Source organism: Novipirellula caenicola (genome assembly GCF_039545035.1).
Lineage (GTDB): Bacteria > Planctomycetota > Planctomycetia > Pirellulales > Pirellulaceae > Novipirellula > Novipirellula caenicola.
The window spans coordinates 28,298-55,086 of record NZ_BAABRO010000023.1; the positions used below are offsets into that span (position 1 = coordinate 28,298).

Sequence of the window (26,789 nt, forward strand, 5' to 3'; positions counted from 1 at the left end):
AGTGAGTGTGTCACGGACTCCGGAACCTTACAAATTTTTTTTCTGTTGAGGTCAGAATGAATCCGTTTTTCTTAAAGCAGGTTTGAGAGGCGATATTTGCCTGTTTGACGTCGGCAATGATGGGGGCCGAAGAGAGTTTGCGGAGTTCTTTGGTCGCAAGGCGGATCGCTTCGGCTCCGTACCCACGTCCTCGATGATTTGCCGCGACTGAGAAATCAACTTCCCAAACTCTGTCGCCGGCACAGTAGTCAAAACGTACTTGGCCCACCAATTCAGCGTCATCCTTCGTGGCAACGACGAATAGAAGTGAATGGTCATCCGAGAGTTGTGATCGAAACCACTGTGAATGCTCCTCCCACGATATCGGTCCTGTCCGACGAGATTGACTGCGGACAAGCGGGTCATTGACCCAATCAAAGTAGGTTAAGCAATCTGCATCGGTTGCGGGACGCAAAACAAGGGCGGCGTTCGCAGTGCTTTTTTGCGACTCCGCAGTGAGTACTTGGAACGCCAGTTCGGCGCGTTTCCAGTCTTCTTCGGTATCAATGTCGTGAACTAAATGCAGTGGAATTGGGTAAAGGCAAACATGTTCAGGGAAAAATTTGGCGGCTTTGCCAAACACTTCTGGCAATCCCCAGTAGAACATGCCCGCGTCAAAGTAGCGTTCCGGCAGTTCTTGCGAACGTTTGGTTTCGTTTTCAGGCCAGACAAATTGTCCCCAGCCATCGTCGCGGATTTCGAACGCACGTTGGATCGGGGATGGGAACGTGGCTACCGAAAACGTCATTTCGGCACGACGTTCGTCCAACATGTTCAGTCCGTCGCGTAGTTGTTGTGCGTTGACGAACGGAGCCGTTGCGGTCAACATGCAGGCTCGGCTGATGTTGCCCAAGTGTTCGTTGCAGAACTCAATCGCATGTTTCATCACGCGATTGGATCCCACGGTGTCGCCCGACAATTCGGCGGGCCGTTGAAAAGGCAGTTCGGCACCGCAATGCCTCGCGACATCGGCAATTTGGTCGCAGTCGGTCGAGACAATCACATGGTCGAAGACGCCGGATTCGATGGCGGCGTTGATCGAGTATTCGATGATCGGCCGTCCGCAAAACGGACGGATGTTCTTGCCCGGGATGCGTTTGCTGCCACCGCGAGCGGGAATGATCGCAACAATCATTTTGGGTTTGTGACCTCAAGCATGCTTTCGATTACCAATTGAACGTCGGCATCACTCATTTCGGGGAACAATGGCAAGCTTAGACATTGTCGGTAATACTGTTCAGCAATGGGACATTTTCCGGCGCGGTAGCCGAAGGTGGATTGATACCACGGCTGCAAGTGGACCGGAATGTACAACACTTGAGTGCCCACTCGTTTGGCACGAAGTGACTTCATCATCGAGCTTCGTGTTACCCCCAAGCGTTCGAAATCAACCATGATGGTATAGAGATGCCAGGACGTGAGATCGCGGTCACGTTCGTTACGCAATCCCGGGGTCCGAATCCAATCGTTTGATGCAAAGGCATCGTTGTAAGCAGCAACAATTTCACGCCGTCGGTTTAGAAAGGAATCGAGTCGACTGAGTTGGCTGAGTCCCAGTGCACATTGGAAATCAGTGATGCGATAATTGAACCCGAGATCGTGCATTTCGTAATACCAAGGCCCTTGTTCATCCAAGGCGGTGTCGCCGGTATTCTTGCCGCCCTCGCCTAGTCCGCGAAAATTTTCGGGTTCGCGGACCATGCCATGACTGCGAAGCCTACGTGCTCTTTGGGCGTATTGGTCATTGTCGGTGACGAGCATGCCGCCTTCGCCACACGTCATCGTTTTTACGGGGTGAAAGCTAAACGTGGTGATGTCGGCCCAAGAGTGTCCGCCTATCTTGTGGTGGCGAGCCTGGTGTTCAAATTGGCCGCCGACACCATGACAAGCGTCCTCGATCACGACCGCGCCGTGTTGCCGAGCGATCTTGCTGATCGCAACCATGTCGGCGGTTTGGCCTGCGTAATCCACCGCGACGACGCCGCGAGTGTCGGACTTCCAGTCGGCCGCAAGTTTGGCAGGATCAAGGTTGTAGGTGACCGGATCGATGTCACAAAAATCGGGAGTTGCTCCGACAAAGGCGGCACAATTGGCTGATGCGAGAAACGTATTCGGTGAGGTGATCACGCGATCGCCGGGACCGATTTCTGCAACCAGCATCGCGAGATGCAACGCGGCAGTTGCATTGCAAACCGCAACGGCGTGTTTCGCGCCGACTCGATCTGCAAACGCTTCTTCGAACTCGTCGACCTTTGGCCCCGTGGTCAACCAGCCAGACTGGATGGACTCGGTGATCGCCTGCAAGTCCGACGCGTCAATCGATTGACGGCCGTAGGGTAGGATGTCCACTAGACGGCGAAGTTGGGGTCAACGTGTTGTTTGATCAATTGTCGCAACTCATCGACGTTTAACCATTGGTCGTTGCTTTCGGAGCTATAAAGAAAGTTATGCTTGACCTGAGTGGCGTCATGATGCGCCGCGAACGTCGCGATGGTTTCGTTGTGGTTGCGGCGATGCAGCATCGGGACGATCACGTAGTAGCGGTCGTTTTCGATCGTATTTTGGCTGTCGCTTGCGGTGACCATTTCTTCGTGTAACTTTTCACCGGGACGAATGCCTACAACGGGCTTCTCGCACTCGGGGCCAATCGCTTCGGCAAGATCGGTAATTCGGTAAGATGGAATCTTGGGCACCAGGATCTCGCCACCGATGCTGTTATCAAGCGTGTACAGCACCATATTGACGCCCTCATCCAACGAGATATTGAAACGCGTCATGCTGGGATCGGTGATCGGCAGCACGCCAGTGTCTCGTCGCTTCAAAAAGAATGGGATCACGCTGCCGCGGCTGCCCATCACGTTGCCATAACGGACGACCGAAAAGCGGATGTCGCGATGCCCTTTTAAGTTGTTCGCGGCAATAAACAGTTTGTCCGAGCAAAGTTTGGTTGCACCGTACAGGTTGATTGGCGCCGCCGCCTTGTCGGTGCTCAACGCCACCACGTTTTTCACGTTAGTATCCAACGCGGCCTCAATAACATTCTGGGCTCCGAGAACGTTGGTTTTGACCGCTTCAAACGGATTGTACTCCGCTGCGGGTACTTGTTTCATTGCGGCGGCGTGAATGACCGTGTCGATGCCTTCCATCGCACGTTGCAGCCGGTCCTTGTCGCGAACGTTTCCGATGAAAAAACGAATCGCGGGGTATTCGTCGACTGGGAATTGCTCCGCCATTTCGGATTGTTTCAATTCGTCTCGCGAAAAAATCACCATCCGCGTGACATCGGGCCAGCGGCGAAAGACCTCGGAAACGAAACGACGACCAAACGATCCGGTCCCGCCCGTGACGAGGATGGATCTTCCGCTCAGCCCAGGGCTGTTTGACCCCGCGGCGGTGTTCGTAACTTCACTCATCCTGTTAACTCTTACCTTCTGCGAACGGGTTTGGTGATCGATTGATGCAATTCGTTGACGTCCGAGTTCGACTGACAAGCCGATCGGTATCGCTCTAGTTGTTCCAACCTTTTCGTCGCAACCAACGCGACGAAACGAAATGCTAGCGACGACATTTGATTGAGGAGGTCAATGAAAGTTTCTGGCGGTTTGGCGAGAGCTGTCCGGTAATTTCGAACGTTTCTCTCGCCGCAACCGGACAACTTGCAACTTGCCGCTACGAAAGTCGTGCCTGCGTTGGCGCGGACTTCGTCCACGTGGGTGACCGCTGCACTCAATGACTTTGTGGATTTAGGGGTACTGGGTAAATGCCGCCGGCGTTCCAGCGTGCTCAGTTTCCCTATGTTGGGCGTTCTGACGCAAGCCCAGTCCGACGGCAAGGACTTGCAATGCAGAGAGAAGCAGAAGAAACCACAACGCAAGACAGCGGTGGATCGCAGGAGTGCATCCGTCGTTGGCACACGAGGCCTTGCTAGCGTGGTTGCGATGGTGCCAGAGAGAAGGTGGATGCAATGCAAGCATTTGCTTGCCATAGGCGAGGTGGATGGTGCAAGCATGGTTTCACCAGCCCTCCCCCGACCGCTTTTAGCGGTCGATCCTCCCGGAGGGAGGGTGAATTGGAATTTACCTTCCCCTTGGGGAGGTCAGAGTCGGCGGTAGCCGGCTCTGGGAGGGGTTCGTGGTGTTAGAAGTGGACGGTGCAAGCGTGGTTTCACCACCCTCCCCGACCGCTTCGCGGTCGACCCTCCCGGAGGGAGGGTGAATTGGAATTTACCTCCCCTGTGGGGAGGTCAGAGTCGGCGGTAGCCGGCTCTGGGTGGGGCTCGTGGTGTTAGAAGTGGACGGTGGAAGCGTGGTTTCACCACCCTCCCCGACCGCTTTCGGCGGTCGACCCTCCCGGCGGGAGGGTGAATTGGAATTTGCCTCCCTTTTGGGGAGGTCAGAGTCGGCGGGAGCCGGCTCTGGGTGGGGCTGTTAGGGATGGATGGTGCAAGCGTGGTTTCACCACCCTCCCCGACCGCTTTCAGCGGTCGACCCTCCCGGAGGGAGGGTGAATTGGGATTTGCCTCCCCTTTGGGGAGGTCAGAGTCGGCGGGAGCCGGCTCTGGGTGGGGCTCGGGGGGTTAGAAGTGGATGGTGCAAGCATGGTTTCACCACCCTCCCCGACCGCTTCCAGCGGTCGACCCTCCCGGAGGGAGGGTGAATTGGCTTTGCACGCATTGCTAATGCGGCTTGAATTGCGAAGCACTTCCGATTTGACCGCCTAGCGGAGCTGTTGCTGGGCCATTTGTTGGATGACGGCGTCGAAGCGACGGTCATCGGGGAAACGCTCGCGTGCTTTTCTCGCCAGAACCCGGGCGTCGTCGATGCGGTCCTGCTCTCTCAGTCGGTTGATGTGCTTCAGCTGTAGGTTCGCATTGGTCGAATTCAGCTCGGTCGCTTTTTGATACGACGCGAATGCGTCATCGTATCGCCCCAAGACATAGGCCGTGTCGGCATACAGTTCTTCACAACGGGCGCGTTCGGCAATCGTTTCGCTTTCGCCGCAGGCGAGCCCGGCAAACGCTTGGGACAACAACTCCTGGTCAGGATCAGGACGTGTGATCAGGTATGCCGCAGCGGCACGGTAATTGGCCGTGTTGGGTGGCACGACACTAGCAATCGAGATTTCGGGGTAGGACTCAAGCAACTTGAGCGCGAACGGGGTTTGATTGGGTTGCCGCTCTAGTAGTTTTCGCAAATAGGTCACTCCAAGCTCGGGTTCGTGACTGTCGAGCGAAAGTTTGGCGAGTTGTTGTAATGCGGCGGAGTACGTGCCGTACAGCTTGCTAAGCTGCTGCAGGATCGCTCGCGTGCGGTCTTGATCGGTGTAGACGAAATCCAAATACAAGCTGGACGTACGGGCTTCACGCGACAGCGGGCGGACGGAAAGCTCGGCTTCGGCGTTTTTTAATGCCGTGATGTAATGACGTGACAGCGATGAATTTGTCACCGACGCGATCTCGGATGCATCATTGTTTGACGTGTCGTCGTCTGTTGCGTCCTCTGGCAAACGGTGGTTCGTCGTATGCGCGGTGACCGGTTTGTTTTGAGCATGCCATTTTAAACGCCGGACCGCTGGGGCGGTTTGCAAATACAGTTCGCGAAGCTGCTCCGCAGTTTTCGGGTTCGCTTGCACCACTTCGTCGTAACGAGCGAGTTGGAAATGCAAGTCGCTGAGAGCTCGATAGACTGCGGGCGATTCCGTTTGTTGGGCAAGGTTCTCAAGCGGTGAGATCAGCGTTTCGAGCTGTGCGGGGGCGGTTCCTCGTTGTGCAAGCAGTGCTTTGGTGCGGCGAACGACGGCGTCCGCATTGGCATCCGTTTGCAATACACTGAGCGCCCAAACGCTTGGAAGTACGGCGATCACGGCTATGGCGATCGAAGGAGAAAGCGTTTTCTTGGTTTGGAAACGGATTCGTGACTTGCGAGACACCGTCACTGGTTCAATTGGTGCCGGTTCGATCTGGACTGCATCGTCGTCGGATCGATCGAGATCGCTCGAGACATCTTGTTCGGTTGCGATGTCATCGGCCGCTTCATCTGCGGTATCGCTGGCGTCGTCGACATCAAAGTACTCGTCCGAATCATCGTACGGGTCGAATTCACCTCGCACGAAATCAGCGTCGCGGGATCTCGGTGCAACGAGGTAACCTCGTGTCGACGCGACGGGCAAGAAGATCGCACAGGCAATCAGGTTGGCGGGGATGATCAATCCCATGTCGAAAAATTGCGAAACGGTCAGCGAGCCTAGAATGTACCAACCGGCGACTCGCAGTCCATGGTCGACGGCATCCGGTGAGTCGTTTAGTTTGTTTAGCGAGCGGATGATACCGACGATCATAACCGCGACGAATAGCAGTCCGGGAATGCCTTGCTCGGTAAACATTTCTAACCACAAATTGTCAGCATGGTGCGCCCATCCGTCGCTGCTTTTTTCGAGATGGGTTAGATGCGCATCGGCGAACGTACCCAATCCGCTGCCGGCCGGCAGGTAGGTGGTTGCTGCCGCCATGGCGTCAGTCCAAAGCGGTATTCGCCCATCATTGAGCAGTGTCGAATCATCGCGATCGGACAGCAGCTCCATGCGATCCAACGACGTCAGATCAAGATTGAACGGGACGATCAACAGGGCGACAGCGATCGCCAGCACGGCAATGATGACCGGGATGCTAGCGGTGCCGCGGCGAGCCCGGATCCATCCGAGCGCAAGCGTGAATCCGATGATCGCACTGACCAATCCGCCTCGAGATCCACAAACAAGCAATGCAGCGGTGCACAGTACCAAGCTGATCAAGGCGATACTAGAGTCTCGATCGCTGGCTAATGAGATCAGGTCGTTGACTTCGAAATTTTCATCATCCACTTCGGTGCCGATCAAAGCGGATAATCGCCAAGCGAGCACTCCCATGCTGGCACCGACGCCGATATTCATCAGCAACGCCGCATTGTTGCGATTGACGAATGCGGCAAAATGAGATCCGCGATCAATCGCATTCATGCCAAGCAGGTCGGTCTCGGGGCTGACGAGATGAAATATGCCCAAGGCTGCGTGCACGGCGGCGCCGGCAGCGAGCCCAGCCATCAACAACACTAAACGCCTGCGGTTCTGGAAGACCGAGGCGGAGGTCCAGGCGAGGGTTGCGACAACCAATAACATCGCGACAGCGTGACGCGATGCAGCCGGATCAATCGAGATCGGGTGCATCGACGAGGTTTCGGCCTGTGATCCCAAAACAGGTGCAAGCCAGGTGGTGTAGGCGGCAGCCGATCCGGGGCTGAGCAGGTTGGTCAAGAAACCAGGCAGCGGCAGCGTTTGAAACCAACCGTACGCGGCCCAGCAAAGTAGGAGGATGGCGAGCCAGTGGAAGCGAGGGCCTCCTTGAGTGTCGCGATCCAAAATCGAGGGTAAAGCCAAAACCCCGGCTAGCAAAACCGCAGCCGAGGCCGCCCATTGCGCCCAGGGCAGGATGCCGCCGTAATCAATGGCGACAGCGCATGGCAGCACTGCCAGAATACAGGCGGACGCCCATAGCGAGATTTGAATTAGTAGCGGGACGATCGATTTCATAGACGGATTTCGAGACTGCGTATCCTCTCGAGACCCCTTAGTGGCGGGGGCAAGGGATGCACTGGCGTAGCGGATCTTGCTGAAAATTCGGTGGAACGCTTTTGGCAAGCTTGCTGCTGATATCAGCATGCAGCTTTGACAAGAGCCACTACGACGATGATTGTGTCGTTGGATTAGGGATTAGACATGCGGCTCAACAAGAACGCGTATTTTAGCTCATCTTACCCACACAAAACGCGGATTTTGTCTGAGACGAGTCTTCTGCCCCACCTAACCCTAGCATTCCCCCGTGCTCGGCGCCCTCATTTGCCGACGGACTAAAAAAAAATAGAAGGTTCTATCTGTCGGCGATGACGCAATTGCCATCTCGATTTTGATGTGGGGGCCGACGTTTGGTTCCCACTGGGGAGAGCGATTTTTACCTAGGAAGTGCCGTGAAGGGAATTGAGGTGCGGTCCGTCGATCGCGTAATGACGTTCGATAGTCCGCAGCAAGGCGTTAATGGGGCCGGGCGTCATCAAAATGGAGCATCCCCGCTGAAGATCCGGTGACCGGCCTCGTCATCTCCTCACTCCTCACTCCTCACTCCGTGTCTCCGTGTCTCCGTGTCTCGAGCCTTCCCTCTAGCTACCCACTGCGAGCTGTTCCACCGATTCGCCGGGAGTCCACTTGGTGTAGTCGTTCGGGTCGCGGTGGACTTGTCGATAGATCGTGTCTCGTTCGACCGGATCTCTGCCCGCTTCGCTGATCAAGTCACGGATCTTGTCCACGGACAAGCATTGTGGTGTGGTTGCACCGGCGTCGTGGTAGATCAATTCGTGACGAACGGTGCCGTCGATATCGTCGGCCCCGTAGGCCAGTGCGGTTTGGGCGGTTTCGACCCCCAGCATGATCCAGTACGCCTTGATGTGTTGGATGTTGTCCAACATCAGTCGACTGATCGCCATCGTTCGCAAATCCATGATCGCCGATGGCTTTTTGATGTCCGACAATTTCGTATTTTCAGGATGAAATGCTAGCGGAATGAAAACTTGGAAACCGCCTGTTTCGTCTTGCAAGTCTCGCAACCGGATCAAGTGATCGATGCGGTGATAGGCCTTTTCCACGTGTCCGTACAGCATGGTGCAATTGGTGCGTAGGCCGATCTGGTGCGCTGTGCGGTGGATGTCCAACCAAGCATGTGTGTTTGCCTTGTGTTCGCACAATTGATCACGCACCTCGGGATGAAAAATCTCGGCACCGCCACCGGGCATGCTGCCCAGTCCCGCGTCTCGCAAGTCCTCTAGAACCCAGCGGACTGATTTCTTGGTCTGGAATTCAAACCAATTGATCTCCACCGCCGTCCAGCCCTTCAGGTGGATTTGCGGGTAATGGTCGTGCAGCAATTCGATCAGATGACGATACCACTCGTACGGTTTTTGGTGGTGCAGTCCGCCAACGATGTGCATTTCGGTACAACCGTTTTCGGTCGCTTCCTGGCCCCGCTGCAGGATCTGTTCATCGCTCATCACGTACCCTTTGGGGTCTCGCAAATCGCTGCGAAACGCACAGAACCGACATCGATACACGCACACGTTGGTGGGGTTTAGATGCGTGTTGATGTTGAAGTAGCCGACGTTCCCGTTTTTGCGTTCGCGAACCAAGTTGGCCAGTTCGCCTACGGCCCCGAGCGAGACTTGGGGATCGTACAGAAAAATGCCGTCATCAAGCGTCAGTCGCTCTTCCGCTTCGACTTTGTCGCGGATTTCTCGAAATCGTGCTTCGCGTTCTTGAGTGATCATGCGTGGAAGTATTGTGAAGGAAGTAAGGTTTGTGGGAGTGCGAAGGTCATTTTGACTTTCGCAACAGGAACGGGATGAACGACACGCTGGAAGCCGATCCCAATTAAAGCCAGATGCAATCGAGTGTTCCGGCGACGAGTAACGTTAAACTGATGGCGGCATTGGTGTTGAAAAATGCTTGATTGACCCGATTCAAATCATCAGGTCGGACGAGCCAGTGTTGCCATAACACCATCACGGCTACGATGGCCAAAACGCCTCCGAACACGCTTCCGAGTCCGGTGTTTTGCGCAAAAGTAGGCAGCAAACAGAGCAGCCCGAGCATCAAGACATGGAACGCGGCCGCCATTTTCAACGCGCCCGCAATTCCAAATTTTGCCGGGATGCTGTGCAGCCCCGCCTCTGCATCAAACGCGGCATCTTGGCATGCATAGATGATGTCGAATCCGGCAACCCAAGCGGCTACTGCGGCGGCAAGAATTAGCGGGGCGAGCAAGTCGCTGGGGCTGGAGGTCACTTCGCCACCGCGGATCGCGACCCAAGCACAAATCGGGGAAAGGCTGAGCGCAACGCCGAGCCAAAGATGAGCGGCGGCGGTGAAGCGTTTAGCTAGACTGTATCCGCACAAGAACATCAGGACCGGAATCGACGCATACAGCGGCAAACGATTGGGCAAAAACAACGCGGTAGACGCGACAAAGCCTATCGAGCAGGCGATCGTAAACGCCCACACGCTGCTGCGAGTCAACACTCCCGCAGGCAAATGGCGATTTTCAGTGCGGGGGTTTCGTGCATCGATGTTGTGATCGACCAGTCGGTTGAAGGCCATCGCGGCGCTACGAGCAAACACCATGCACAGCAAAATCCCCACAATGTCTCGCCAGCGAAACGATGGGAGTTCGCCCGAAGCGAGCGGCATCGAAAACGCCATCACGGTTGCCAACGCGGCAAACGGCAACGCGAACACGGTGTGGCTGAATCGAATCAGTCCGAACCAATGTGAGATGTTCATGATTCTCCCCACCGCTGGATCAACGCGTTGTCGGCTCCGATTTGGTCCATGATACGGCTGACGATGAAATCGACCAACGAATCCAGCGACTTGACGCCGTGGTACCAACCGGGCATCGCGGGCAAGATCACCGCGCCGGCTGCGGCCAAGCGGTGCATGTTTTCCAGTTGCAATACACTGAGCGGTGTTTCTCGCGGTACAAGGACCAGTTTTCGATGTTCTTTCAAATGCACCTCTGCCGCACGCTGGATCAAATTCGACCCGGCCGCGCGAGCGATCCCGCTGAGCGTGCTGCCGCTGCATGGACACACCACCATCGCTCGGGTGCGAAACGATCCGCTGGCGATCGGAGTGAAATAGTCGTCGTAACGGTGGTAATGGATTCGCGAAAGCATGTTGGCGTCGGTTGCCTCGATCACCGCGCTGGACCAAGCTGGGGAAAGCGTCAGCAGTTCCGCGACATCAGCATCTTGAATGTCGACGGTCACGCCGAGTTCCTGTTTGATCACCGCCGCACCACTGGGGCTGATCGTGACGTGCACTTCGTAACCAGAGTGTGCGAGGATTTGCAACAAGCGGACGCCATAGATGGCACCACTCGCGCCAGTCATCGCCAGCACCACGGGGCTGCGATTCTTCGGATCTCGATTCACTGGATCTTGATCCGAATTCGCTGCCGTGTCGCTCGATGTCGTTTCGCCCGCAAACGTTTCGCTCACTCGGTTGACTCCGCTTCCGGCGGCCTGGTGCCTTGGTAGGGTTTGGTGCCTTGGTAAATCGTGGCGACACCAAATGTCATCGGAGTGAACTTCACCTCGGTCAATCCGGCGGCCATCATGCGTTCGGCGAGGGCTTGTCCATCAGGGAATTGGCCGACCGACTCCGGCAGATACTTGTAGGCCGATTTATCGTTGCGAGCGAACAGTTGTCCGATCCGAGGCAGCACGTTGCGAAAGTAGAATCCGTAGGCTTGCCGCAGCCCGATCATCCGCGGCTGCGAAAACTCCAACACCACGACTTGGCCGCCTGGAGTACAGACGCGAGTCATCTCACGAAGGCCTTGATCGGTATCGGTGACGTTGCGAAGTCCGAAGGCAACCGTAACACATTGGAAGTGGTCATCGGGAAACGGTAGCGATTGTGAATCGGCCTCGATAAACTCGATCGATTCGCTACTCGTTCCTGGGCGGCGCTTGCGAATCGCGATCTCGAGCATCGCGTGGCAGAAATCGCTGCCAACGACTCGGACGTTTTTCGGAGCCTTCTTGGCGATTGCGAGGGCAAGATCGCCGGTGCCGGTACAGGTGTCCAGCACGGGGGCAGCCGAATTGAGTTTCAAAATTCGCACGGTTCGCCACCGCCAATAGCGGTCAATGCTGAGCGACAGCAGGTGATTCATCGCGTCATAGCGAGGTGCGATTTGACGAAACATCTCCCGCACCCGCGAGCCGCTTTTGTCGACCAGCGGGGGCACAGCGTCCGAATTTTCGGTGGGAGGTGTTTCGTGTTCGGTGACGACCATCGATAGTCCAGCGGTTTTCGTTTGAAGGAAGGTGTCGTTAAGTTAATCTTCAGCACCGAAACGGTGAAGCCCGACCGGATTCAGGCAGGCGGTCAACGATTGTCGCTCGGCTTTCCAAGCCGTTCGCGTGCTTCACCTCCCCTATGGGGAGGTCAGAGTTGGCGGTAGCCGGCTCTGGGTGGGGCTCGTAGTGTTAGAAATGGCTCGTGCAAGTTCAAGGTTCCTAGCCATCCCCGGCCGCATCGTGCGGCCGACCCTCCGGGAGGGAGGGTGGGTTTGTTTCACCTCCCCTATGGGGAGGTCAGAGCCGGCGGTAGCCGGCTCTGGGTGGGGGTCGATGTGTTAGAAATGGACGGTGCAAGCATGGTTTCACCACCCTCCCCGCCCGCTTCGCGGCCGACCCTCCCGGAGGGAGGGTGAGTTGGAATTCACCTCCCCTTTGGGGAGGTCAGAGTCGGCGGTAGCCGGCTCTGGGTGGGGCTCGTTGTGTTAGGAGTGGATCGTGCAAGTTCAAGGTTTCTAACCCTCCCCGCCCGCTTCGCGCGGCCGGCCCTCCCGGAGGGAGGGTGAATGTTGAGTTTCCATGCTAGAAAGACCGTCGAAGGATGCGCTGGTATAACATTGCTAAACCCGGTTTCCTCGAAAAAGCTATGGAATCTCAGTCTGATGCGAACCCTGCTATTCGATATCGACGGAACGCTGTTGCTAACGAACCGCGGCGGGCAAGGAGCATTGGAAATTGCACTTCAGCAGGAATTCGATTTGCCCGGCGCCACCGCGGACGTGCATTATGCGGGACGAACCGACCGAGGAATTTTGGATGAGTTGCTGGTTTTGAACGGTTTAGAGCCTACCGAGTCCAATCGAGAACGGTTGCAGAATCGTTATATCTCGCTACTACCGCAGATGTTACAGCAGCGAGGCGGTACGGTGCTGCCGGGCGTCGTCGAGTTGTTGGAACGATTGGCGAAGGATGCACGAGTCTGCGTTAGCGTGATGACAGGCAATCTGGTCGAGACGGCACATCACAAACTGGATCATTTTGGTCTGCGGCACTACGTTCGCTGGATTGTCGGCGGCGATCGTGACGTGCATCGCGACGATTTGGCTCGTCGGGCCCGGGAAGTGATTCGTAGCGAGGCGGGCGAGCAGGCGTGTGAGCGAATCATGGTGATCGGCGATACTCCGGCCGATATTCGTTGCGGGCATGCGATCGGAGCCACTGTGGTCGCAGTTTGCACGGGCGGTTACTCTCGTGAAATGCTTGAGTTGGAGAACCCGCTCTTGGTCGTTGACGATTTGTCCGACTTAGTGAAATTATTGCCGGTCTTGGTCGGGGAAGCTGGCGATTGATTTCGCAGAGAAAAGAAGGTTTGTGTCAGCGTTAGCCGGCTCGCTGGCGGGGGGCGTTGTGTTGGCGGTGGATCGTGCAAGCGTGGTTTCACCACCCTCCCCGCCCGCTTTCAGCGGTCGACCCTCCCGGAGGGAGGGTGAATTGATTTTACCTCCCCTTTGGGGAGGTCAGAGTCGGCGGTAGCCGGCTCTGGGTGGGGCTCGGGGTGTTAGAAGTGGATCGTGCAAGCATGGTTTCACCACCCTCCCCGCCCGCTTTCAGCGGTCGACCCTCCCAGAGGGAGGGTGAAAGATTTTACCTCCCCTATGGGGAGGTCAGAGTCGGCGGTAGCCGGCTCTGGGTGGGGCTCGGAGTGTTAGAAGTGGATCGTGCAAGCGTGGTTTTACCACCCTCCCCGACCGCTTTGCGGTCGACCCTCCCGCAGGGAGGGTGAAGTTTGTTTTGCCTTCCCCTGCTTTGCGGCTAGCGGATCAGGCTCATGTAGAAGCTGAAGACCTGCGTGTCGTCCGTCGGGGCCTTGCTGACGGGGTAGGCAAAGTCGAATGCCAAGGGGGCGGGGCCGAGCATCGGAATCGCGACGCGAAGTCCCATACCGGGTGCGACCCGGAACGAATCGCTGTGCAGTTCGACGTCCGATTCGACCGTTCCAAAGTCGACAAAGGCGACGCCTTTGAACGCGTCGTCGGCGGTGATTGGGAACATGTACTCGACGGTGTTCAAGAACTTGAACCGGCCTCCGACTTCGACATTCCCATTGGCACTGGCAATGACCGGACTTGCACCACGGAAATCAAAACCTCGCATCGTGGCGTAGCCGCCTGCGAAGAAGTTTTCGAATAGCGGTGTGTTTTCGCCACTGAAACCAAGCTGGTTCGAGTACGACAGCGTTTGCTTGCCGCTGCCGTCGGCCCGCTGCGCGATCAACCAGTACTTGCGATATTCGGTTTCGATACGAGCGTAATCAAAGTCACCAAAGGCTTCTTCAAAACTGAATTCGAAATAGTGTCCTTGACTCGATTGAATCGGACTGTCGCGAGTGTCATGTTTTAACGATAGCGAGCCCGAATACAATTCGTTGCGTCCGACGTTGTCACTTAAAACGGCTTCCAGCGGCGCCACGCCACGTACGCTGGGGTTGGTGACCTCGACGCTCTGGCCACTGATGCCAAGCGAAATCGAGAGGTCCGGTGTGATGCGGTAGCCGAAACTCAAACGCCCGCCGAGACGTTCTTCGTCCCAGTCATTAAAACTGCGGTCGACCAAGAACCCACTGACCGACATGCTGACCGGTTTGTAACCGAACAAGTTGGGGTCGGCAAAGTTGATGGTGTAACGGTCGTAATCGCTACCTGGGGCGGCTTCGATACGAAACGTTTGTCCGGCGCCTCGGAACGCAGTGCCGCTAAACAAGTCTTGAAACGAACGAGGCCACCGCATGATGTCGAAGTTGCGTTCATCGACGGTGATTTGTCCTGTCACGCCAGCGTCGCTGTTGACTGCACCTCCAAGCATGATTCGTCCGGTTCGTGCCGGAAATCCGTTGATGATCAAGTCCGCTTCGCGAACCGTCGGCATCGGCACACTCGACGGAGCACTCGCGTACGGGTCGGCCCCATACGGTAACAACGTGCCGCTGTCTGGATACCCAGCGCCGGGAAAGGTGTTCGATGGTGGCGCAAAAGTCGTATCGGGATAGGCGGGGGCAGTGTAGGGAGTCGCCGGCGACGTCGTCGCGGGCGCCCCGTATGCACTGCCACCGTTGTAGGTCTGCGAGGGAGCCGACAACGACGGCGGAGCCGAATAGCTGCTAGGAGGTTGGTAGTTGTTGGGTGCGGTGTATCCGCTGGATGGCGGTGTGTAGGGTGGTGTGCTGGGGTATTGCCGAGCGACGTATCGATCACTGTCGCCTGGGCCTGGAACCAGCTCGCTGGTGGCTGGCGATGCTGGTGTGGACGCAAGTTGTGTTGCAGCGGCCGATGGGGACGCCGAAGTCGAAGTCGTCGCAGGATGATTCACCGCCGAACGATTCACCGCAGCATGGGGCGATGCTGAATGAGGCGATGCTGAATCCGCCGCTGAGTGGGATGCGAGCGGATTGGCGGCGAAAGGTGATTGCGTCGCGAGTTGGTTGCAACCGGTGAATGACGTCGCAAACGCGACGACACCGATCAAGCACGCAATGGGTCGTGCTGTTGTTTCAATCGTGTGCATCATGCGGACGACTTCATCGGAAGAGAACTGTTGAAACTTAGTAGACATCGTCGACCTCACGATCGGTCGGAACGACCTTGATGTCGGGGGCGTCGGCGATTTGAGGATTGGTTTCTAGCAATTGACTGCGTTCAATGCGACGGCGATTTAGTTCTAGCGAGCGACGGTCAATGATGTCTCCTTCGCGAAGATCGACCATGTTCAGCATCGTCGACTCACGCATCAGGTGCGGTTCGCCTTCGATGTTGACCAAGATGCGGCCGACTTTCCAAATGTCACCTTCGGTCACTTCGTATACCAAGTCGACCGTGTTGGCTTCGTCTCGCATCACGGTTTTCGGTTCGACTTCAGCATAGATAAACCCAAGTTCGCCATAGCCATAGGTGATCTCGCCGATATCGCGACGCATCAGCGTGCCATCAAACATGTCACCGGCTTTTAGTTCCAATCGTTTGCGAAGCGATTCTTCGGTAATGAATTGGTTGCCCACGATCTTCACATCGTTGACTTTGAACCGAGGCCCTTCGTTGACCACAAAGGTGACGTACAACCATTTGCCGGATTCGTCATAGTGCAGTCGTCGACCAACCGTGGCGGTCAAGAAACCGAGGTTGTGGTAGTAAGACGCCAACACGTTGACGTCATTGTCAATTTTGGCGAGGTTGGCGGTGTTACCGATGTACGACAAGACGCCGGCCGTTGGTCCACGGCTGGCGATGATTTTTTTCAATCGGGCTTCGTTGACAATCGTATTGCCTTTGATCGTGATGTCGGCAATCCGTTCTTTGGGACCTTCATTCATGCGGAAAATCACGACGCCTGGATCGGTGCCAAAGCCGATCTGTGCATCGACGGCAACTTGATTGAAACCTTCTTCGAGGTAGTAATCGATTAGGCGGCGGCGAGCGGATTCGACAGAAAATTCGCTCAGCGGATCGTTGGCTTGGACGCCAGCACGATTGCGAAGTTCGCGGTTATTAAACGCTCGGTGGCCGTGAAAGACCACTTTGGTGATCACCGGCCGCTCGTGCACGAAATAGGTGACCGCGACGCCTTCGGGGCGTTCATCCAATTTGAAGGTGACATGATCAAACGAGCCCATGTCGTTTAGACGTCGCACGTCACCGAGCACGGTTTCGTAGTCGTAGAAGCGATCTTTTCGCGTTTCGATCTTTTGCATGATCAAGTGGGTGCCGATCGCTTTGTTGCCACGCACGGTGACATCCAACACGATCGCGTCCCCTTTTTCGCGATGGATCGCCAGCCCATCACGGCTGCGAACATGATCACGAAATTTGGGACGTGTATCGGGCCCGGGAGCACTTGCGCCGCCTTGGCCGCCTCCGAAACCGCCTCCGCCACCCATCTGCGCAGTGGCCAACGTCGGCGAAAACGCAACGATGATCAGCACGGTTAGCGAAACCGATTGGGCGGCACTACAGCAAAGAGCGCGTCGAGTCGTTCGAGCAGTCATTCGGTTCGTAGTCCGTCGTATCTTACAGTGAGGTATCCCTGCAAAGGGAAAACCGATTCATCCTTGAATTCGGTCGCAAAGAAAGCGGCGAAAGCATCGTTGAATCGACGATCTGCCACCTATTTGCGGTATCAATGTTGGTAACTACCAACGCAGACGCTCTCACGACAAGGCAGATTTGAAACTAATTCCACCGGTTTTTTCGGCGAATGCCCATTCAGGCTGCTTTCCGCAGGTGCCCCTCCCGGAGGGAGGGTGAAGTTAATTTTACCTCCCCTTTGGGGAGGTCAGAGTCGGCGGTAGCCAGCTCTGGGCGGGGGTCGGTGTGTTAGAAATGGATGGTGCAAGCATGGTTTCACCACCCTCCCCGACCGCTTTCAGCGGTCGACCCTCCCGGAGGGAGGGTGAAAGATTTTACCTCCCTTTTGGGGAGGTCAGAGTCGGCGGTAGCCGGCTCTGGGTGGGGGGCGTTGTGTTAGTCGTGGATTGTTCAAGCGTGGTTTCACCACCCTCCCCGACCGCTTCGCGGTCGACCCTCCCGGAGGGAGGGTGAAGTTGATTTCACCTCCCCTTTGGGGAGGTCAGAGTCGGCGGTAGCCGGCTCTGGGTGGGGCTCGTTGTGTTAGTGGTGGATGGTGCAAGCGTGGTTTCACCACCCTCCCCGACCGCTTCGCGGTCGACCCTCCCGGAGGGAGGGTGAGGTTGATTTTACCTCCCCTTTGGGGAGGTCAGAGTCGGCGGTAGCCGGCTCTGGGTGGGGTTCGTGGTGTTAGAAGTGGATGGTGCAAGCGTGGTTTCACCAGCCCTCCCCGACCGCTTTCAGCGGTCGACCCTCCCGGAGGGAGGGTGAAAGATTTTACCTCCCCCTGTGGGGAGGTTAGAGTCGGCGGTAGCCGGCTCTGGGTGGGGCTCGTTGTGTTAGAAATGGATGGTGCAAACATGGTTTCACCAGTCCTTCCCGAGCGCCAGCAGCGGCCGATTCTCCAAGAGGGAGGGTGAAGATTTTGGGGTTCCTGGTGGCAATTGTTTTGTGATGCGCGCTGCGAGCGGTAAGATCCAGTTGGCAGCGACGGCGATTCTGATTCGTCGGAGCGACGATCCCACTTCTAATTGGGACTCTTACGATGGCTTCTGGTCGTGATCGCATCGCCCGCGCACGGGCGCTTCGCAACTCGCAGACGCGAGCGGAAGGGCTTCTGTGGAGCTTGCTTCGCTCAAAACAACTCTGCGGTTTGAAGTTTCGCCGCCAACATCCGGTCGACCCCTATTTACTGGACATTGCTTGCCTCAGTCACCATCTCGACGTGGAACTCGATGGGGAGTATCACGACCAGATTGCCGAAGGCGATTTGAAACGGCAACGATATTTAGAGGCGTTAGGTTGGAAGGTGATCTGTTTCCAAAACGAAGACGTGTTGGAGGACGCCGAGTCGGTATTGCGAGCGATCGCAAGAGAACTGGGGATCACGTATTTGTTTCACAAGCGAACACGAAGTCGCTCCGGAAATAGAAGCGAAAATAGTCCCGGACTGAGGAACCCGAAACGGTGAATTTTAATGTTCGTCGTGTTTGGTGGTTCGTGTTGTTTGATAGTGGAGCGGAGGTGTGGTGGAGCGTGCACGTTTAAGGTATCTAGCCCTCCCCGGCCGCATCGTGCGGCCGCCCCTCCCGGAGGGAGGGTGAATCGATTTCACCTCCCCTTTGGGGAGGTCAGAGTCGGCGGTAGCCGGCTCTGGGTGGGGCTCGTTGTGTTAGAAGTGGATGGTGCAAGCATGGTTTCACCACCCTCCCCGACCGCTTTCAGCGGTCGACCCTCCCGGAGGGAGGGTGAAAGATTTTACCTCCCCTTTGGGGAGGTCAGAGTCGGCGGTAGCCGGCTCTGCGTGGGGTTCGTTGTGTTAGAAGTGGATTGTGCAAGCGTGGTTTCACCACCCTCCCCGACCGCTTTCAGCGGCCGACCCTCCCGGAGGGAGGGTGAATTGGTTTTACCTCCCCTTGGGGGAGGTCAGAGTCGGCGGTAGCCGGCTCTGGGTGGGGCTCGTTGTGTTAGAAGTGGATGGTGCAAGCATGGTTTCACCACCCTCCCCGACCGCTTTCAGCGGTCGACCCTCCCGGAGGGAGGGTGAATTGGGGCTGGCGGCACGGCTTTTAGTTCGCGGGGATCGCTTTGGCCTTGGCGATGCTGCCGAGTCGCTCGATCGCGGTCTTCATGGCGAGGGCGTCGATCTCGTGCACGTTGATCGGGTCGCCTATCCCGCGAAGCATCGTGATCGTCAATCGGCCGCCCAGATGCTGGCGGAATTCCTCGAGGCCTTGCATCAATCGATCAACGGGCTCTAAACAGGGATGCCAAAGTTGAATTCCTAGATCATGCAAGCATTGCACCGCCATCTCCGCATCCTGGCGAGGCAATCCAAATCTGATCGAGGAATACAAGCAATCGATCGCCACTCCGATTGCGACCGCTTCGCCGTGACGTATTTGATAGCGTGATAGCGTCTCCAACTTATGGGCCGACCAGTGGCCAAAGTCCAACGGGCGAGCTTCGAGCATCTCGAACGGATCACCGCCTTCGGTAATATGCTGCATATGCAGCACGCAAGAACGGTGGATCGCTCGCCGCGACAACTCGGGATCTCGTCCGGAAATCTGCGACGCATGTTCGGCCAACCAGTGGAATTCGTCTGCATCCTTCAACAGCGAAACCTTCACCGCTTCGCTCAATCCGCTACAGAATTCTCGGTCGGGTAACGTTTCCAATAATGCCGAGTCGTTGACGACGGCCCAAGGAACGGCAAAGGTTCCGATCCAATTCTTTTTGTCAAAATAGTTGATTGCGTTTTTGACCCCCACGCCCGAATCGGCCTGCGCAAGTGTGGTGGTAGGCAACCGCACCAATCGGATCCCGCGATGGGCAATCGCGGCGGCATAGCCCACCGCGTCCAACATGGCACCGCCACCGATGGCGATCACGTAGCTGCGGCGGTCAAGATTCAGGTCATGAATCCGTTGCAAAATCTCTTCCACCGCCGTTTGCGTGTTTTTGATCGGTTCACCCCCCTCGACCAAGATGGTGGGGCACGTCAACTCGATCGATTCTTCGCTGCGGAGCTGTGATTGGATCTGGGTTACACGGTCGCTCGATTCGGCTACCGATCGTTCCGCGATCAACAACACTCGAGCACGACCGTTGTCTCCGCCGTCCAGTAAATCGACCAATACCGAGAAATCGTCGCCTGCAACGTCGTCCGTCACCCGCAACCGATGAACGAAGGTGGCGGTGAAGGCAACGTCGGTCGAATTGGAGAGACGATTCAGCATGGATATCTTTGAAGGGGTTGCTTTTGCGAATTGCACGCGGTGGACATCATCGAGGGCAGAACTTTCGGTGCGGAAAAGAACCGGTGTCCTATTTCAATACTAATACGTTTCCTCTTTCCAATCTCGCCATAGCCAACGCAGCGAATCAGGGAAAATCGCTCCGCCATGTTTTCCGTTGTGCGCCTCGGTGCCAAAAACCAGTTTGTAGTCGTAATCTTTGAACGCCAACGCCTTGGCCATTTGACGATTAGCCAAAGGCCAGTTTCCGAATTGGTTATCGAGATCGTTCTCGCCATCTTGTAGGAATACACGAATCGGCTTTTTGTCCGCTTTACGAATCATGGGCGGATAATTGTGACCGCCGCGAAGGTCGACGAAGCTGCCGATGTGGCTGAGGACTTTCTGGAATTGGTCGGGACGATGCCAAGCGACGCTGAAGGCGCAGATGCCGCCGGAGCTGTTGCCGCAGATGGCTCGCATTTTGGGATTCTTCGAAATTCGGTAGTCTTTTTCCATTTCGGGAAGAATTTCAGTCAATAGGAATTCGGCGTAATCGTTGCTGACCGTGTCGTATTCGAAACTGCGGTTGCTAGGCCGGGGACTCCAGCCACGTTTTTCCGGAAGTTCGCCTTTGTGACCAGGATCGATCATCACGGCGATCGTGACCGGCATGTCTCCTTTGGCGATCAAATTGTCGAAAACGACTGGGACTCGGAAATCTCCCTTGGTTCCTTCAAAGGCGTGGCCGTCTTGGAAAACCATCAACGCAGCAGGGGTTTTGCCATCGTATTGGGCGGGCACATACACGCTGTAGCGTCGCCGTGTGCCTTCGAACACCTTGCTTGAATCCCAGACATGCTGAGTCACTTTGCCATGAGGGACCGCGTCATTGGGTTGCGAATCGGGGCCGTGTTGGTAGTCCTCGGCAGACGCTGGCTGGGAACCGATTGCCATGGCCAAAACGCAGGGGGCGATTAAATAGGCCGCCGTAGCGGCGAGGGCCTGTAACGAACGCATAAGTCAGACTCGAAAGGCAAAGGAGGGATCGTTGGGGGGAGGGACGCCGAGACGTCTGTTGCTATTTTAGCAGCTCAGAACCGTTTTTTCGCGTGGGCTTGGCATGAAAAGGACATTCCACCTGTGTCGTCCGCCGCGGGCAACGCTGTGAAGCATTTTCTGGCAGCACCCTTCAATTGAAGCTGTGATGCGTATTTGCGTGGCAACCATCCACAGCCATGTGAGCCGTCGCTTCGAAACGCGGATGCCGGCCGTTGCTCGAGGGCGTATTCGCGCGAACATCAAAATTCACCCTCTCTTTCATTCCACTTTGAACTGATCGTGATGCAAAAGAAGCGTTTAGGAAGTAGCGGTGTCGTTGTTAGCAATATTTGCATGGGAACGATGACCTTTGGTAACCAATGTGACGAAAAATGCAGTCATGCGATCTGTGACTTGGCGTTCGATTCGGGCATCGACTTTTTTGATGCGGCCGAGATCTATCCGGTGCCCCCCAACAAAGACACGATTGGGGTGACCGAACAGATTTTTGGTCGCTGGTTAAAAAACAAACCGCGTGAATCGGTGGTGGTGGCCACCAAAGTCACCGGGCCGGCCCACGGATGGTTCTGTCCCCCGGTTCGTCACGGCAAAACGTCGATCGACCGGCACCAGATTTTACGAGCATGCGATGCATCGCTTCGCCGTTTGGGGACCGACTACATCGATCTGTATCAAATCCATTGGCCGGATCATGGGCTGCCTTACGAAGAGGTCTTGGGGGCGCTGACTGAGCTGCGTGATGCGGGCAAGGTCCGCGTTATCGGTTGCAGCAACGAAACGAGCTGGGGCGTGATGAAAAGTTTGTGGACCGCCGACGTTCAAGGGCTCGATCGCTACGAAACCGTGCAAAATAACTTCAGTTTGATCAATCGCCGCTGCGAAAGTGAGCTGGCGCAGGTGCTGCGAAACGAGAAAATGAGTCTGCTGCCGTATTCGCCGCTCGGCGGGGGTGTGTTGACCGGCAAGTACAACGTCTCGCCTCCACCGGGGGCCCGCTTTACCGATTACCTGCTCAACGGCGAACAGCGGCAACGAAAAATGGCGGAGCGGTTTGTCAACGAACGCACGATCGAAACCACTCGGCGGATGGAAGAGATCGCTGAGTCGATTGGCACGACGGTCACCGCGATGGCCGTCGCGTGGAGCCGCCAGCATGACTTTGTCGCTTCGACCATCATCGGCGCGACCAGCACCGAACAGTTGCTGGAATCGTTGGCGGCACGCGATTTAGTGTTGGACAGCGAAACGTTGGCGCGCATTGATCAAGTTGACGCCGAGATCCCCAACCCCATGACCGAAGACGGATTGCGACGGTTGTAACGATTGGGCGGCCAAAAAGCGTTGTAGGACGAGGCAATTACAAAAATTCCTTTGTCAGGTTCGCTTTTTTATCTCGCATTGCAAAAACGTGAACTATTTTGGCGTTCATGAAGAACGTCATCATGGTCCTAGCGAATCTCGTGATTGCGAGCCAATGTGGTGCAGCCGATTGGTTGACGCTGCCGGGCAAATTTTCGCACGATCCGGTGACGTCGCAGCGGGTCGACCAATTCCAGCCCATGGCGACGCCTGCGGTTCCCGAGGTCGCGAATTTTAGGACCAGCGGCTACACGCACGTGCGTAGTCGTTTGAACTATGCCCAATCCTCGGACAACTACCATCGCGTCGAAACTTGGGGTGATCCGGTCCGTCCCTATGGTGAATGGCAATTACCGTTTCGTCCCTACAGTGTTCCCTACGCTGCTTGGGGAGCCCCTTTTGCCGGGCTGAATATCACGCCATACGGATACGGCCCCGGTGCGTTCAGTGGTGCTGGCGGCAATGGGTTTGGCGGAAGCGGATGGGGACCGCCAGGACCGCGAAATTACGGAACAGGACGCGATGGCGTTGGCAATGACGGCGTTGGCGGCCATCGAACCAATCCCCATGACTCTCACCGTCATCGTTCCGGCTATCCGCCCCAAGCCGATTGGCCTCGCAGGTAAGTCTGTTTGATCCAGCGATCATCCCAAGCGAACATCAGCTGCGACAAGGGATCGATGATCGAATCGTCTCCTTGCATTTGAATGGCAAAGTCGGGCTCGATCACCACCACATCAGCGCGGTGTCCCTCGCAGAGCTGGCCAACGTTGTCCCAGCCTAGTGCGTCGGCGGCTCCGGCGGTGATGTCATGCCAGGCTGACGCAGCCGTAGGCGGCGGGTTGCCCAGCGATGCGGCGGTTTCGATCGCTGCCCGTGCCACGCAGACCATGCTGCGATTAAAACCGGCACCAATATCACTGCCCAGCACCACGTCGACGTTTGCCTCAGCAAGAGGTTTTCGATTCATTCGCCCTGAGCCAAGGAACTGATTGGCGGTTGGGCAATGAGCGACAATCGAATCGTGCTTCGCCAATGTTTGATGATCGGTTGCATCCAAGTGCACGGCGTGCCCCAGGATCGTTCGCGGCGTCAACAGTCCAGCTTGCTGATAAACGTCGACATAACGAGCGGAATCAAACAGTTCCGCCACACGAGCGCATTCGTGTTGGGTTTCCGCCAAATGAGTTTGAACTGCCGCGTGTTGCTGGGCCGCCAATGCACCAGCGGACTCCAATAGCGGCGGCGAACACGTGATCGCAAATCGCGGCGTCACGGCGGCTTCCATTTCTGCATTCGGTGGAAAACTTTGGAGCGTCTTGGCCGCCTGGTCAATCAATTGGTTGGTTTCACCGCAGAGGTCCTGCGGCGCGTTGCGATCCATCAACACTTGCCCGATCATTCCTCGGAAACCCATCTGCGTCGCTAGCTCTAACGCCGCCATGGTCGATTCGTGATGGACCGTCGTGTAGCCACAGAAGCTGGTCGTTCCGAACGACAGCAATTGGTTGAGAACCGAGCGAGTCGTGCTGCGAGCAAAGTCGACGTCTTGCCAGGCACGCTCGGCTGGAAATGTGACCTGGTCCAGCCACTTCAGCAGCGGCATCCCATGGGCGCCGATGATGCCAAACTGAGACAAGTGCAGATGGGCGTCGATGAAGCCGGGGGCGATCACCCGCTCGCCAGGACGAAGGGGGCGGGATCGATTCGCGGGACTGGTCCCAGCGTGGGCCTCGCCAAGCTCGTTTTGGCCTCGCTCATTTTCGCTGATAAGTTCACTGCCGGGATCGTCATCAAAGTCGACATTCACGATTTGCTCTCCGTGGATGCGAATCGAGCCTGATCGCAGCGTAATCTGTCGTCGGTGGGGATCCGCAACAAGCAATCGTCCGGTAAGTGTGGTCATTCCGTTCGCCAAGGGGTTGTTTGATCGTCGTGCAATTTGGCCGACCGTCCGCCGAATCTGGGGTGAATCCTAAGGCTCAAAGTCGTCTTTTACCCGCGATTTTTCAAGTGCATGATCGCCGATTTCGTCCCGACGCAAGCCTTGGGATTCCTCTGGATTTGCCATCGGGTTTGAGGTTGTCAAGCGGTCCAATCACCGGGAATGGAACGGGATATGCTGTTTCTGGACTCGTCACAGAATGAATCGTGGTGGGCGGCGGGTCAGTATCTGCATTTTCGGGTTCGGCGTCGCGCATCGCACCGCAGCCACATGAGTGCGCAACGTTCCCAAGGGAAGCGATCACGTTCAGCGATGAGACGGTTATGCAATGAACTCTCATTTAATGATACGGACGTTGGGCCATCGACGTTGGCGAAACGCGTGGGGGGACCGGCGTGGGACGAGTCGCCTCTTGGATTTCGAACGTGATCCAAGGCTGCAGTCGGACGGTTCGTACCGTGCCGTTGCGAAAGGAGTCGACCGTGGGCGGAGACCGCCGGTCGAGTGGATTTGATAGGGGAAACTTTCGTGAAAGTTCGATCCAATATGGTTCAAAAGCAAACATCCGCAGGCGGTCGTCGCAGTAAAAATTCTGCGCAGCTGAATCCGTGCCAATCCTCCGTTTTCGCTGAGGCGCTCGGGCGACTCGGCGGCGATGAGGACTTGTTACGCGAACTCGCTGCGATCTTGGTCGATGATGTTCCGCCTTTGGTCCAGGGGCTGCAAAGTGCAATCGCGTCGGGTGATTTTAGCGAAGCCCATCGCGACTCGCATGCTTTGAAAGGCTTGGTGGTCACCTTTGACGAGCGAGGGTGCGGATTGATGATCAGCGAGCTGATGACCGCACTCAAAGAAGAAAATTCACACGAAATTCATCGTCTCTCTCGCAACTGTATCGAAGTGGTCGAAAATTTGAGAATGAACTGCAAGCGGTTGCTCGATTAAGTGGTTCGCCGGTGGTGGGCGATTGACCTTAATCTAAATGCGTTAAGACGCTGTTTTGACGCCGCGACTCCATTGCGGTGCTTTCGTCATCGCCAACGGCATGTGAATGCTCTCTCGGTTGTTGTGAAGCCCATTGTCGGTGCTACGCAATCGTGTTTGCACTCGCTATGATCGGGAGGTGAATTTCATCGCCCCCTTTCGAATCACCCTGCGTTGCCACGTTTGACCCAGCGCTCGGTTGCCTCGGCAACCGTTGGTTCGGTTCCCCGTTGCGGTTCAATTGATTTTATGGACGATCTGTTTCAGGCGATTCTGATCATGATGAGCCTGTCATTGGCGGTCGGCATTTTCTCGGCGGTTGCGTTTGCACCACGACGAAAGAACACCGACACGGATCACCAAGGCCAAGGGGTGGTGTTGATGTTGGCCATCGTGGTCACGGGCATGTTTGCGTTTCTGTTTTATTCGGCAGGGCGACTCTATTGGGCCAAGTGGATCGATCACTCCGCTGTGATCGTTTGGTCAAACTTCACGCCGCTGCTCGCCGCGATGGCAGCAGGGATGGTGTATCGATTGCCCAACACGCCTCATTGGCGTCAATCGCTGCTGGCCATGTCGCTTGGTTTTGCATCGGTTGCGACGGTGCTGTGGCCGTTTGTCGGTGTTTGGCTGCGGCCGCCGCCTGAAGGGGGCGACGAGGTTTTTCGCGGCATCACGCTACAGACATCCTGGGCGACATGCAGCCCCTGCGCGGCAGCCACGTTCCTGCGGGCTGGCGGGATCGAAGCGAGTGAGAAGGAGCTGATCCCGCTGTGTTTGACTGACTACAGCGGCACTCCGACGCTCGGTTTGTTTCGCGGAGTGAAGTGGATGGCAAATCGTCATCACCGAGACGTCCAAGCATTGACGCTCACTCTGGATCAGCTCGAGTCCGATAACCGTTGGCCGGTGTTGATCATGGTCGAACTGCCGATTTCCGGAGTCAATGATCCACGCTATGCCGACCAATGGGGCTGGATTCCCGGACTCGGTCACAGTGTGGTGATCTTGGGAAAAAATTCGCGAGGCGGGTTTGTTGTTGCCGACCCCTCCGTCGGCGCAGAGATCTGGACCCGCGCCGATCTAGAAGTGTTGTGGCATGGTAATGCGATTCGTTTTCGCGAGTGAGCAGAAGCGAGAGGGGGGAGCGAGAGGGGGAGACACG

19 protein-coding genes are annotated in these 26,789 nt (G+C 56.4%); 6 read left to right on the forward strand and 13 right to left on the reverse strand.

Features of this window, described 5'->3' with window-relative positions:
• Window positions 1-10 precede the first annotated feature (10 nt).
• The 8 genes from pseF to ubiE form a co-directional block, all read right to left on the reverse strand.
• A complete protein-coding gene (gene pseF / locus ABEA92_RS27445) occupies window positions 11-1,174 on the reverse strand; it encodes a pseudaminic acid cytidylyltransferase (RefSeq protein ID WP_345688370.1) in 1,164 nt (387 codons plus the stop codon).
• Window positions 1,171-2,388, reverse strand: a complete 1,218-nt coding sequence (gene pseC / locus ABEA92_RS27450) for a UDP-4-amino-4,6-dideoxy-N-acetyl-beta-L-altrosamine transaminase (RefSeq protein WP_345688372.1) — start codon at window positions 2,386-2,388, stop codon at window positions 1,171-1,173. The genes pseF and pseC overlap by 4 nt, the downstream gene beginning before the upstream one ends.
• Window positions 2,388-3,452 (reverse strand): UDP-N-acetylglucosamine 4,6-dehydratase (inverting), encoded by a 1,065-nt coding sequence (pseB, locus tag ABEA92_RS27455; protein WP_345688374.1) that lies wholly within the window; start codon window positions 3,450-3,452, stop codon window positions 2,388-2,390. The genes pseC and pseB overlap by 1 nt, the downstream gene beginning before the upstream one ends.
• A 1,303-nt stretch (window positions 3,453-4,755) precedes the next feature.
• A complete protein-coding gene (locus ABEA92_RS27460; protein WP_345688376.1) occupies window positions 4,756-7,602 on the reverse strand; it encodes an O-antigen ligase family protein in 2,847 nt (948 codons plus the stop codon).
• A 623-nt stretch (window positions 7,603-8,225) separates the two neighbouring features.
• Window positions 8,226-9,383 carry an aminofutalosine synthase MqnE gene (mqnE, locus tag ABEA92_RS27465; RefSeq protein ID WP_345688378.1) on the reverse strand — a complete coding sequence of 386 codons (1,158 nt, stop codon included), beginning with the start codon at window positions 9,381-9,383 and terminating at the stop codon, window positions 8,226-8,228.
• A gap of 103 nt (window positions 9,384-9,486) precedes the next feature.
• Window positions 9,487-10,395, reverse strand: coding sequence for a UbiA-like polyprenyltransferase (locus tag ABEA92_RS27470; RefSeq protein ID WP_345688380.1), 909 nt, complete (start codon window positions 10,393-10,395; stop codon window positions 9,487-9,489).
• Window positions 10,392-11,006 (reverse strand): UbiX family flavin prenyltransferase, encoded by a 615-nt coding sequence (locus ABEA92_RS27475; RefSeq protein WP_345688455.1) that lies wholly within the window; start codon window positions 11,004-11,006, stop codon window positions 10,392-10,394. Before ABEA92_RS27475 ends, ABEA92_RS27470 begins: the two co-directional genes overlap by 4 nt.
• 104 nt (window positions 11,007-11,110) lie before the next feature.
• On the reverse strand, window positions 11,111-11,917 hold the full coding sequence (ubiE, locus tag ABEA92_RS27480) for a bifunctional demethylmenaquinone methyltransferase/2-methoxy-6-polyprenyl-1,4-benzoquinol methylase UbiE (protein WP_345688382.1): 807 nt from the start codon (window positions 11,915-11,917) through the stop codon (window positions 11,111-11,113).
• A gap of 666 nt (window positions 11,918-12,583) precedes the next feature.
• Here ubiE and ABEA92_RS27485 point away from each other — a divergent pair.
• On the forward strand, window positions 12,584-13,270 hold the full coding sequence (locus tag ABEA92_RS27485; protein ID WP_345688384.1) for an HAD family hydrolase: 687 nt from the start codon (window positions 12,584-12,586) through the stop codon (window positions 13,268-13,270).
• Between the two features lie 463 nt (window positions 13,271-13,733).
• Here the strand turns inward: ABEA92_RS27485 and ABEA92_RS27490 are convergent, their stop codons facing one another.
• Both ABEA92_RS27490 and ABEA92_RS27495 read right to left on the reverse strand, forming a co-directional pair.
• Entirely contained in the window at window positions 13,734-15,530 is a 1,797-nt protein-coding gene (locus ABEA92_RS27490) for a BamA/OMP85 family outer membrane protein (protein WP_345688386.1), read from the reverse strand.
• Complete coding sequence (locus ABEA92_RS27495; protein WP_345688388.1) at window positions 15,520-16,956, reverse strand: BamA/OMP85 family outer membrane protein; 1,437 nt, start codon at window positions 16,954-16,956, stop codon at window positions 15,520-15,522. The genes ABEA92_RS27490 and ABEA92_RS27495 overlap by 11 nt, the downstream gene beginning before the upstream one ends.
• 1,124 nt (window positions 16,957-18,080) lie before the next feature.
• Here ABEA92_RS27495 and ABEA92_RS27500 point away from each other — a divergent pair.
• On the forward strand, window positions 18,081-18,506 hold the full coding sequence (locus tag ABEA92_RS27500) for an endonuclease domain-containing protein (protein WP_345688390.1): 426 nt from the start codon (window positions 18,081-18,083) through the stop codon (window positions 18,504-18,506).
• 598 nt (window positions 18,507-19,104) lie between these two features.
• On the opposite strand, the gene ABEA92_RS27505 is transcribed toward ABEA92_RS27500, so the two are convergent.
• Entirely contained in the window at window positions 19,105-20,277 is a 1,173-nt protein-coding gene (locus ABEA92_RS27505; RefSeq protein WP_345688392.1) for a 3-dehydroquinate synthase, read from the reverse strand.
• A 99-nt stretch (window positions 20,278-20,376) separates the two neighbouring features.
• A complete protein-coding gene (locus ABEA92_RS27510; RefSeq protein ID WP_345688457.1) occupies window positions 20,377-21,231 on the reverse strand; it encodes an alpha/beta hydrolase in 855 nt (284 codons plus the stop codon).
• Between the two features lie 387 nt (window positions 21,232-21,618).
• Here ABEA92_RS27510 and ABEA92_RS27515 point away from each other — a divergent pair, with 387 nt between their 5' ends.
• Together ABEA92_RS27515 and ABEA92_RS27520 are read left to right on the forward strand one after the other, a co-directional pair.
• Window positions 21,619-22,656, forward strand: coding sequence for an aldo/keto reductase (locus tag ABEA92_RS27515; protein WP_345688394.1), 1,038 nt, complete (start codon window positions 21,619-21,621; stop codon window positions 22,654-22,656).
• A 107-nt stretch (window positions 22,657-22,763) separates the two neighbouring features.
• Window positions 22,764-23,321, forward strand: coding sequence for a hypothetical protein (locus ABEA92_RS27520; RefSeq protein WP_345688396.1), 558 nt, complete (start codon window positions 22,764-22,766; stop codon window positions 23,319-23,321).
• Here ABEA92_RS27520 and ABEA92_RS27525 read toward each other — a convergent pair.
• A complete protein-coding gene (locus ABEA92_RS27525; RefSeq protein ID WP_345688398.1) occupies window positions 23,288-24,601 on the reverse strand; it encodes an amidohydrolase family protein in 1,314 nt (437 codons plus the stop codon). The two genes, ABEA92_RS27520 and ABEA92_RS27525, sit on opposite strands and share 34 nt — an antisense overlap.
• Window positions 24,602-25,168: 567 nt before the next feature.
• On the opposite strand from ABEA92_RS27525, the gene ABEA92_RS27530 reads away from it, so the two are divergent.
• Window positions 25,169-25,585 carry a hypothetical protein gene (locus tag ABEA92_RS27530; protein WP_345688400.1) on the forward strand — a complete coding sequence of 139 codons (417 nt, stop codon included), beginning with the start codon at window positions 25,169-25,171 and terminating at the stop codon, window positions 25,583-25,585.
• Window positions 25,586-25,873: 288 nt separating this feature from the next.
• Entirely contained in the window at window positions 25,874-26,752 is an 879-nt protein-coding gene (locus ABEA92_RS27535) for a cysteine peptidase family C39 domain-containing protein (protein WP_345688401.1), read from the forward strand.
• The last annotated feature ends 37 nt before the right edge of the window (window positions 26,753-26,789 follow it).

Bases quoted from the DNA above. Each gene is read 5' to 3' on its own strand.
- pseF (WP_345688370.1), bottom strand. From the start codon at position 1,174: ATGATTGTTGCGATCATTCCCGCTCGCGGTGGCAGCAAACGCATCCCG.
- pseB (WP_345688374.1), bottom strand. From the start codon at position 3,452: ATGAGTGAAGTTACGAACACCGCCGCGGGGTCAAACAGCCCTGGGCTG.
- ABEA92_RS27460 (WP_345688376.1), bottom strand. From the start codon at position 7,602: ATGAAATCGATCGTCCCGCTACTAATTCAAATCTCGCTATGGGCGTCC.
- mqnE (WP_345688378.1), bottom strand. From the start codon at position 9,383: ATGATCACTCAAGAACGCGAAGCACGATTTCGAGAAATCCGCGACAAA.
- ABEA92_RS27470 (WP_345688380.1), bottom strand. From the start codon at position 10,395: ATGAACATCTCACATTGGTTCGGACTGATTCGATTCAGCCACACCGTG.
- ABEA92_RS27475 (WP_345688455.1), bottom strand. From the start codon at position 11,006: ATGACTGGCGCGAGTGGTGCCATCTATGGCGTCCGCTTGTTGCAAATC.
- ubiE (WP_345688382.1), bottom strand. From the start codon at position 11,917: ATGGTCGTCACCGAACACGAAACACCTCCCACCGAAAATTCGGACGCT.
- ABEA92_RS27485 (WP_345688384.1), top strand. From the start codon at position 12,584: ATGCGAACCCTGCTATTCGATATCGACGGAACGCTGTTGCTAACGAAC.
- ABEA92_RS27490 (WP_345688386.1), bottom strand. From the start codon at position 15,530: ATGTCTACTAAGTTTCAACAGTTCTCTTCCGATGAAGTCGTCCGCATG.
- ABEA92_RS27495 (WP_345688388.1), bottom strand. From the start codon at position 16,956: ATGACTGCTCGAACGACTCGACGCGCTCTTTGCTGTAGTGCCGCCCAA.
- ABEA92_RS27500 (WP_345688390.1), top strand. From the start codon at position 18,081: ATGGCTTCTGGTCGTGATCGCATCGCCCGCGCACGGGCGCTTCGCAAC.
- ABEA92_RS27505 (WP_345688392.1), bottom strand. From the start codon at position 20,277: ATGCTGAATCGTCTCTCCAATTCGACCGACGTTGCCTTCACCGCCACC.
- ABEA92_RS27510 (WP_345688457.1), bottom strand. From the start codon at position 21,231: ATGGCAATCGGTTCCCAGCCAGCGTCTGCCGAGGACTACCAACACGGC.
- ABEA92_RS27515 (WP_345688394.1), top strand. From the start codon at position 21,619: ATGCAAAAGAAGCGTTTAGGAAGTAGCGGTGTCGTTGTTAGCAATATT.
- ABEA92_RS27520 (WP_345688396.1), top strand. From the start codon at position 22,764: ATGAAGAACGTCATCATGGTCCTAGCGAATCTCGTGATTGCGAGCCAA.
- ABEA92_RS27525 (WP_345688398.1), bottom strand. From the start codon at position 24,601: ATGACCACACTTACCGGACGATTGCTTGTTGCGGATCCCCACCGACGA.
- ABEA92_RS27535 (WP_345688401.1), top strand. From the start codon at position 25,874: ATGGACGATCTGTTTCAGGCGATTCTGATCATGATGAGCCTGTCATTG.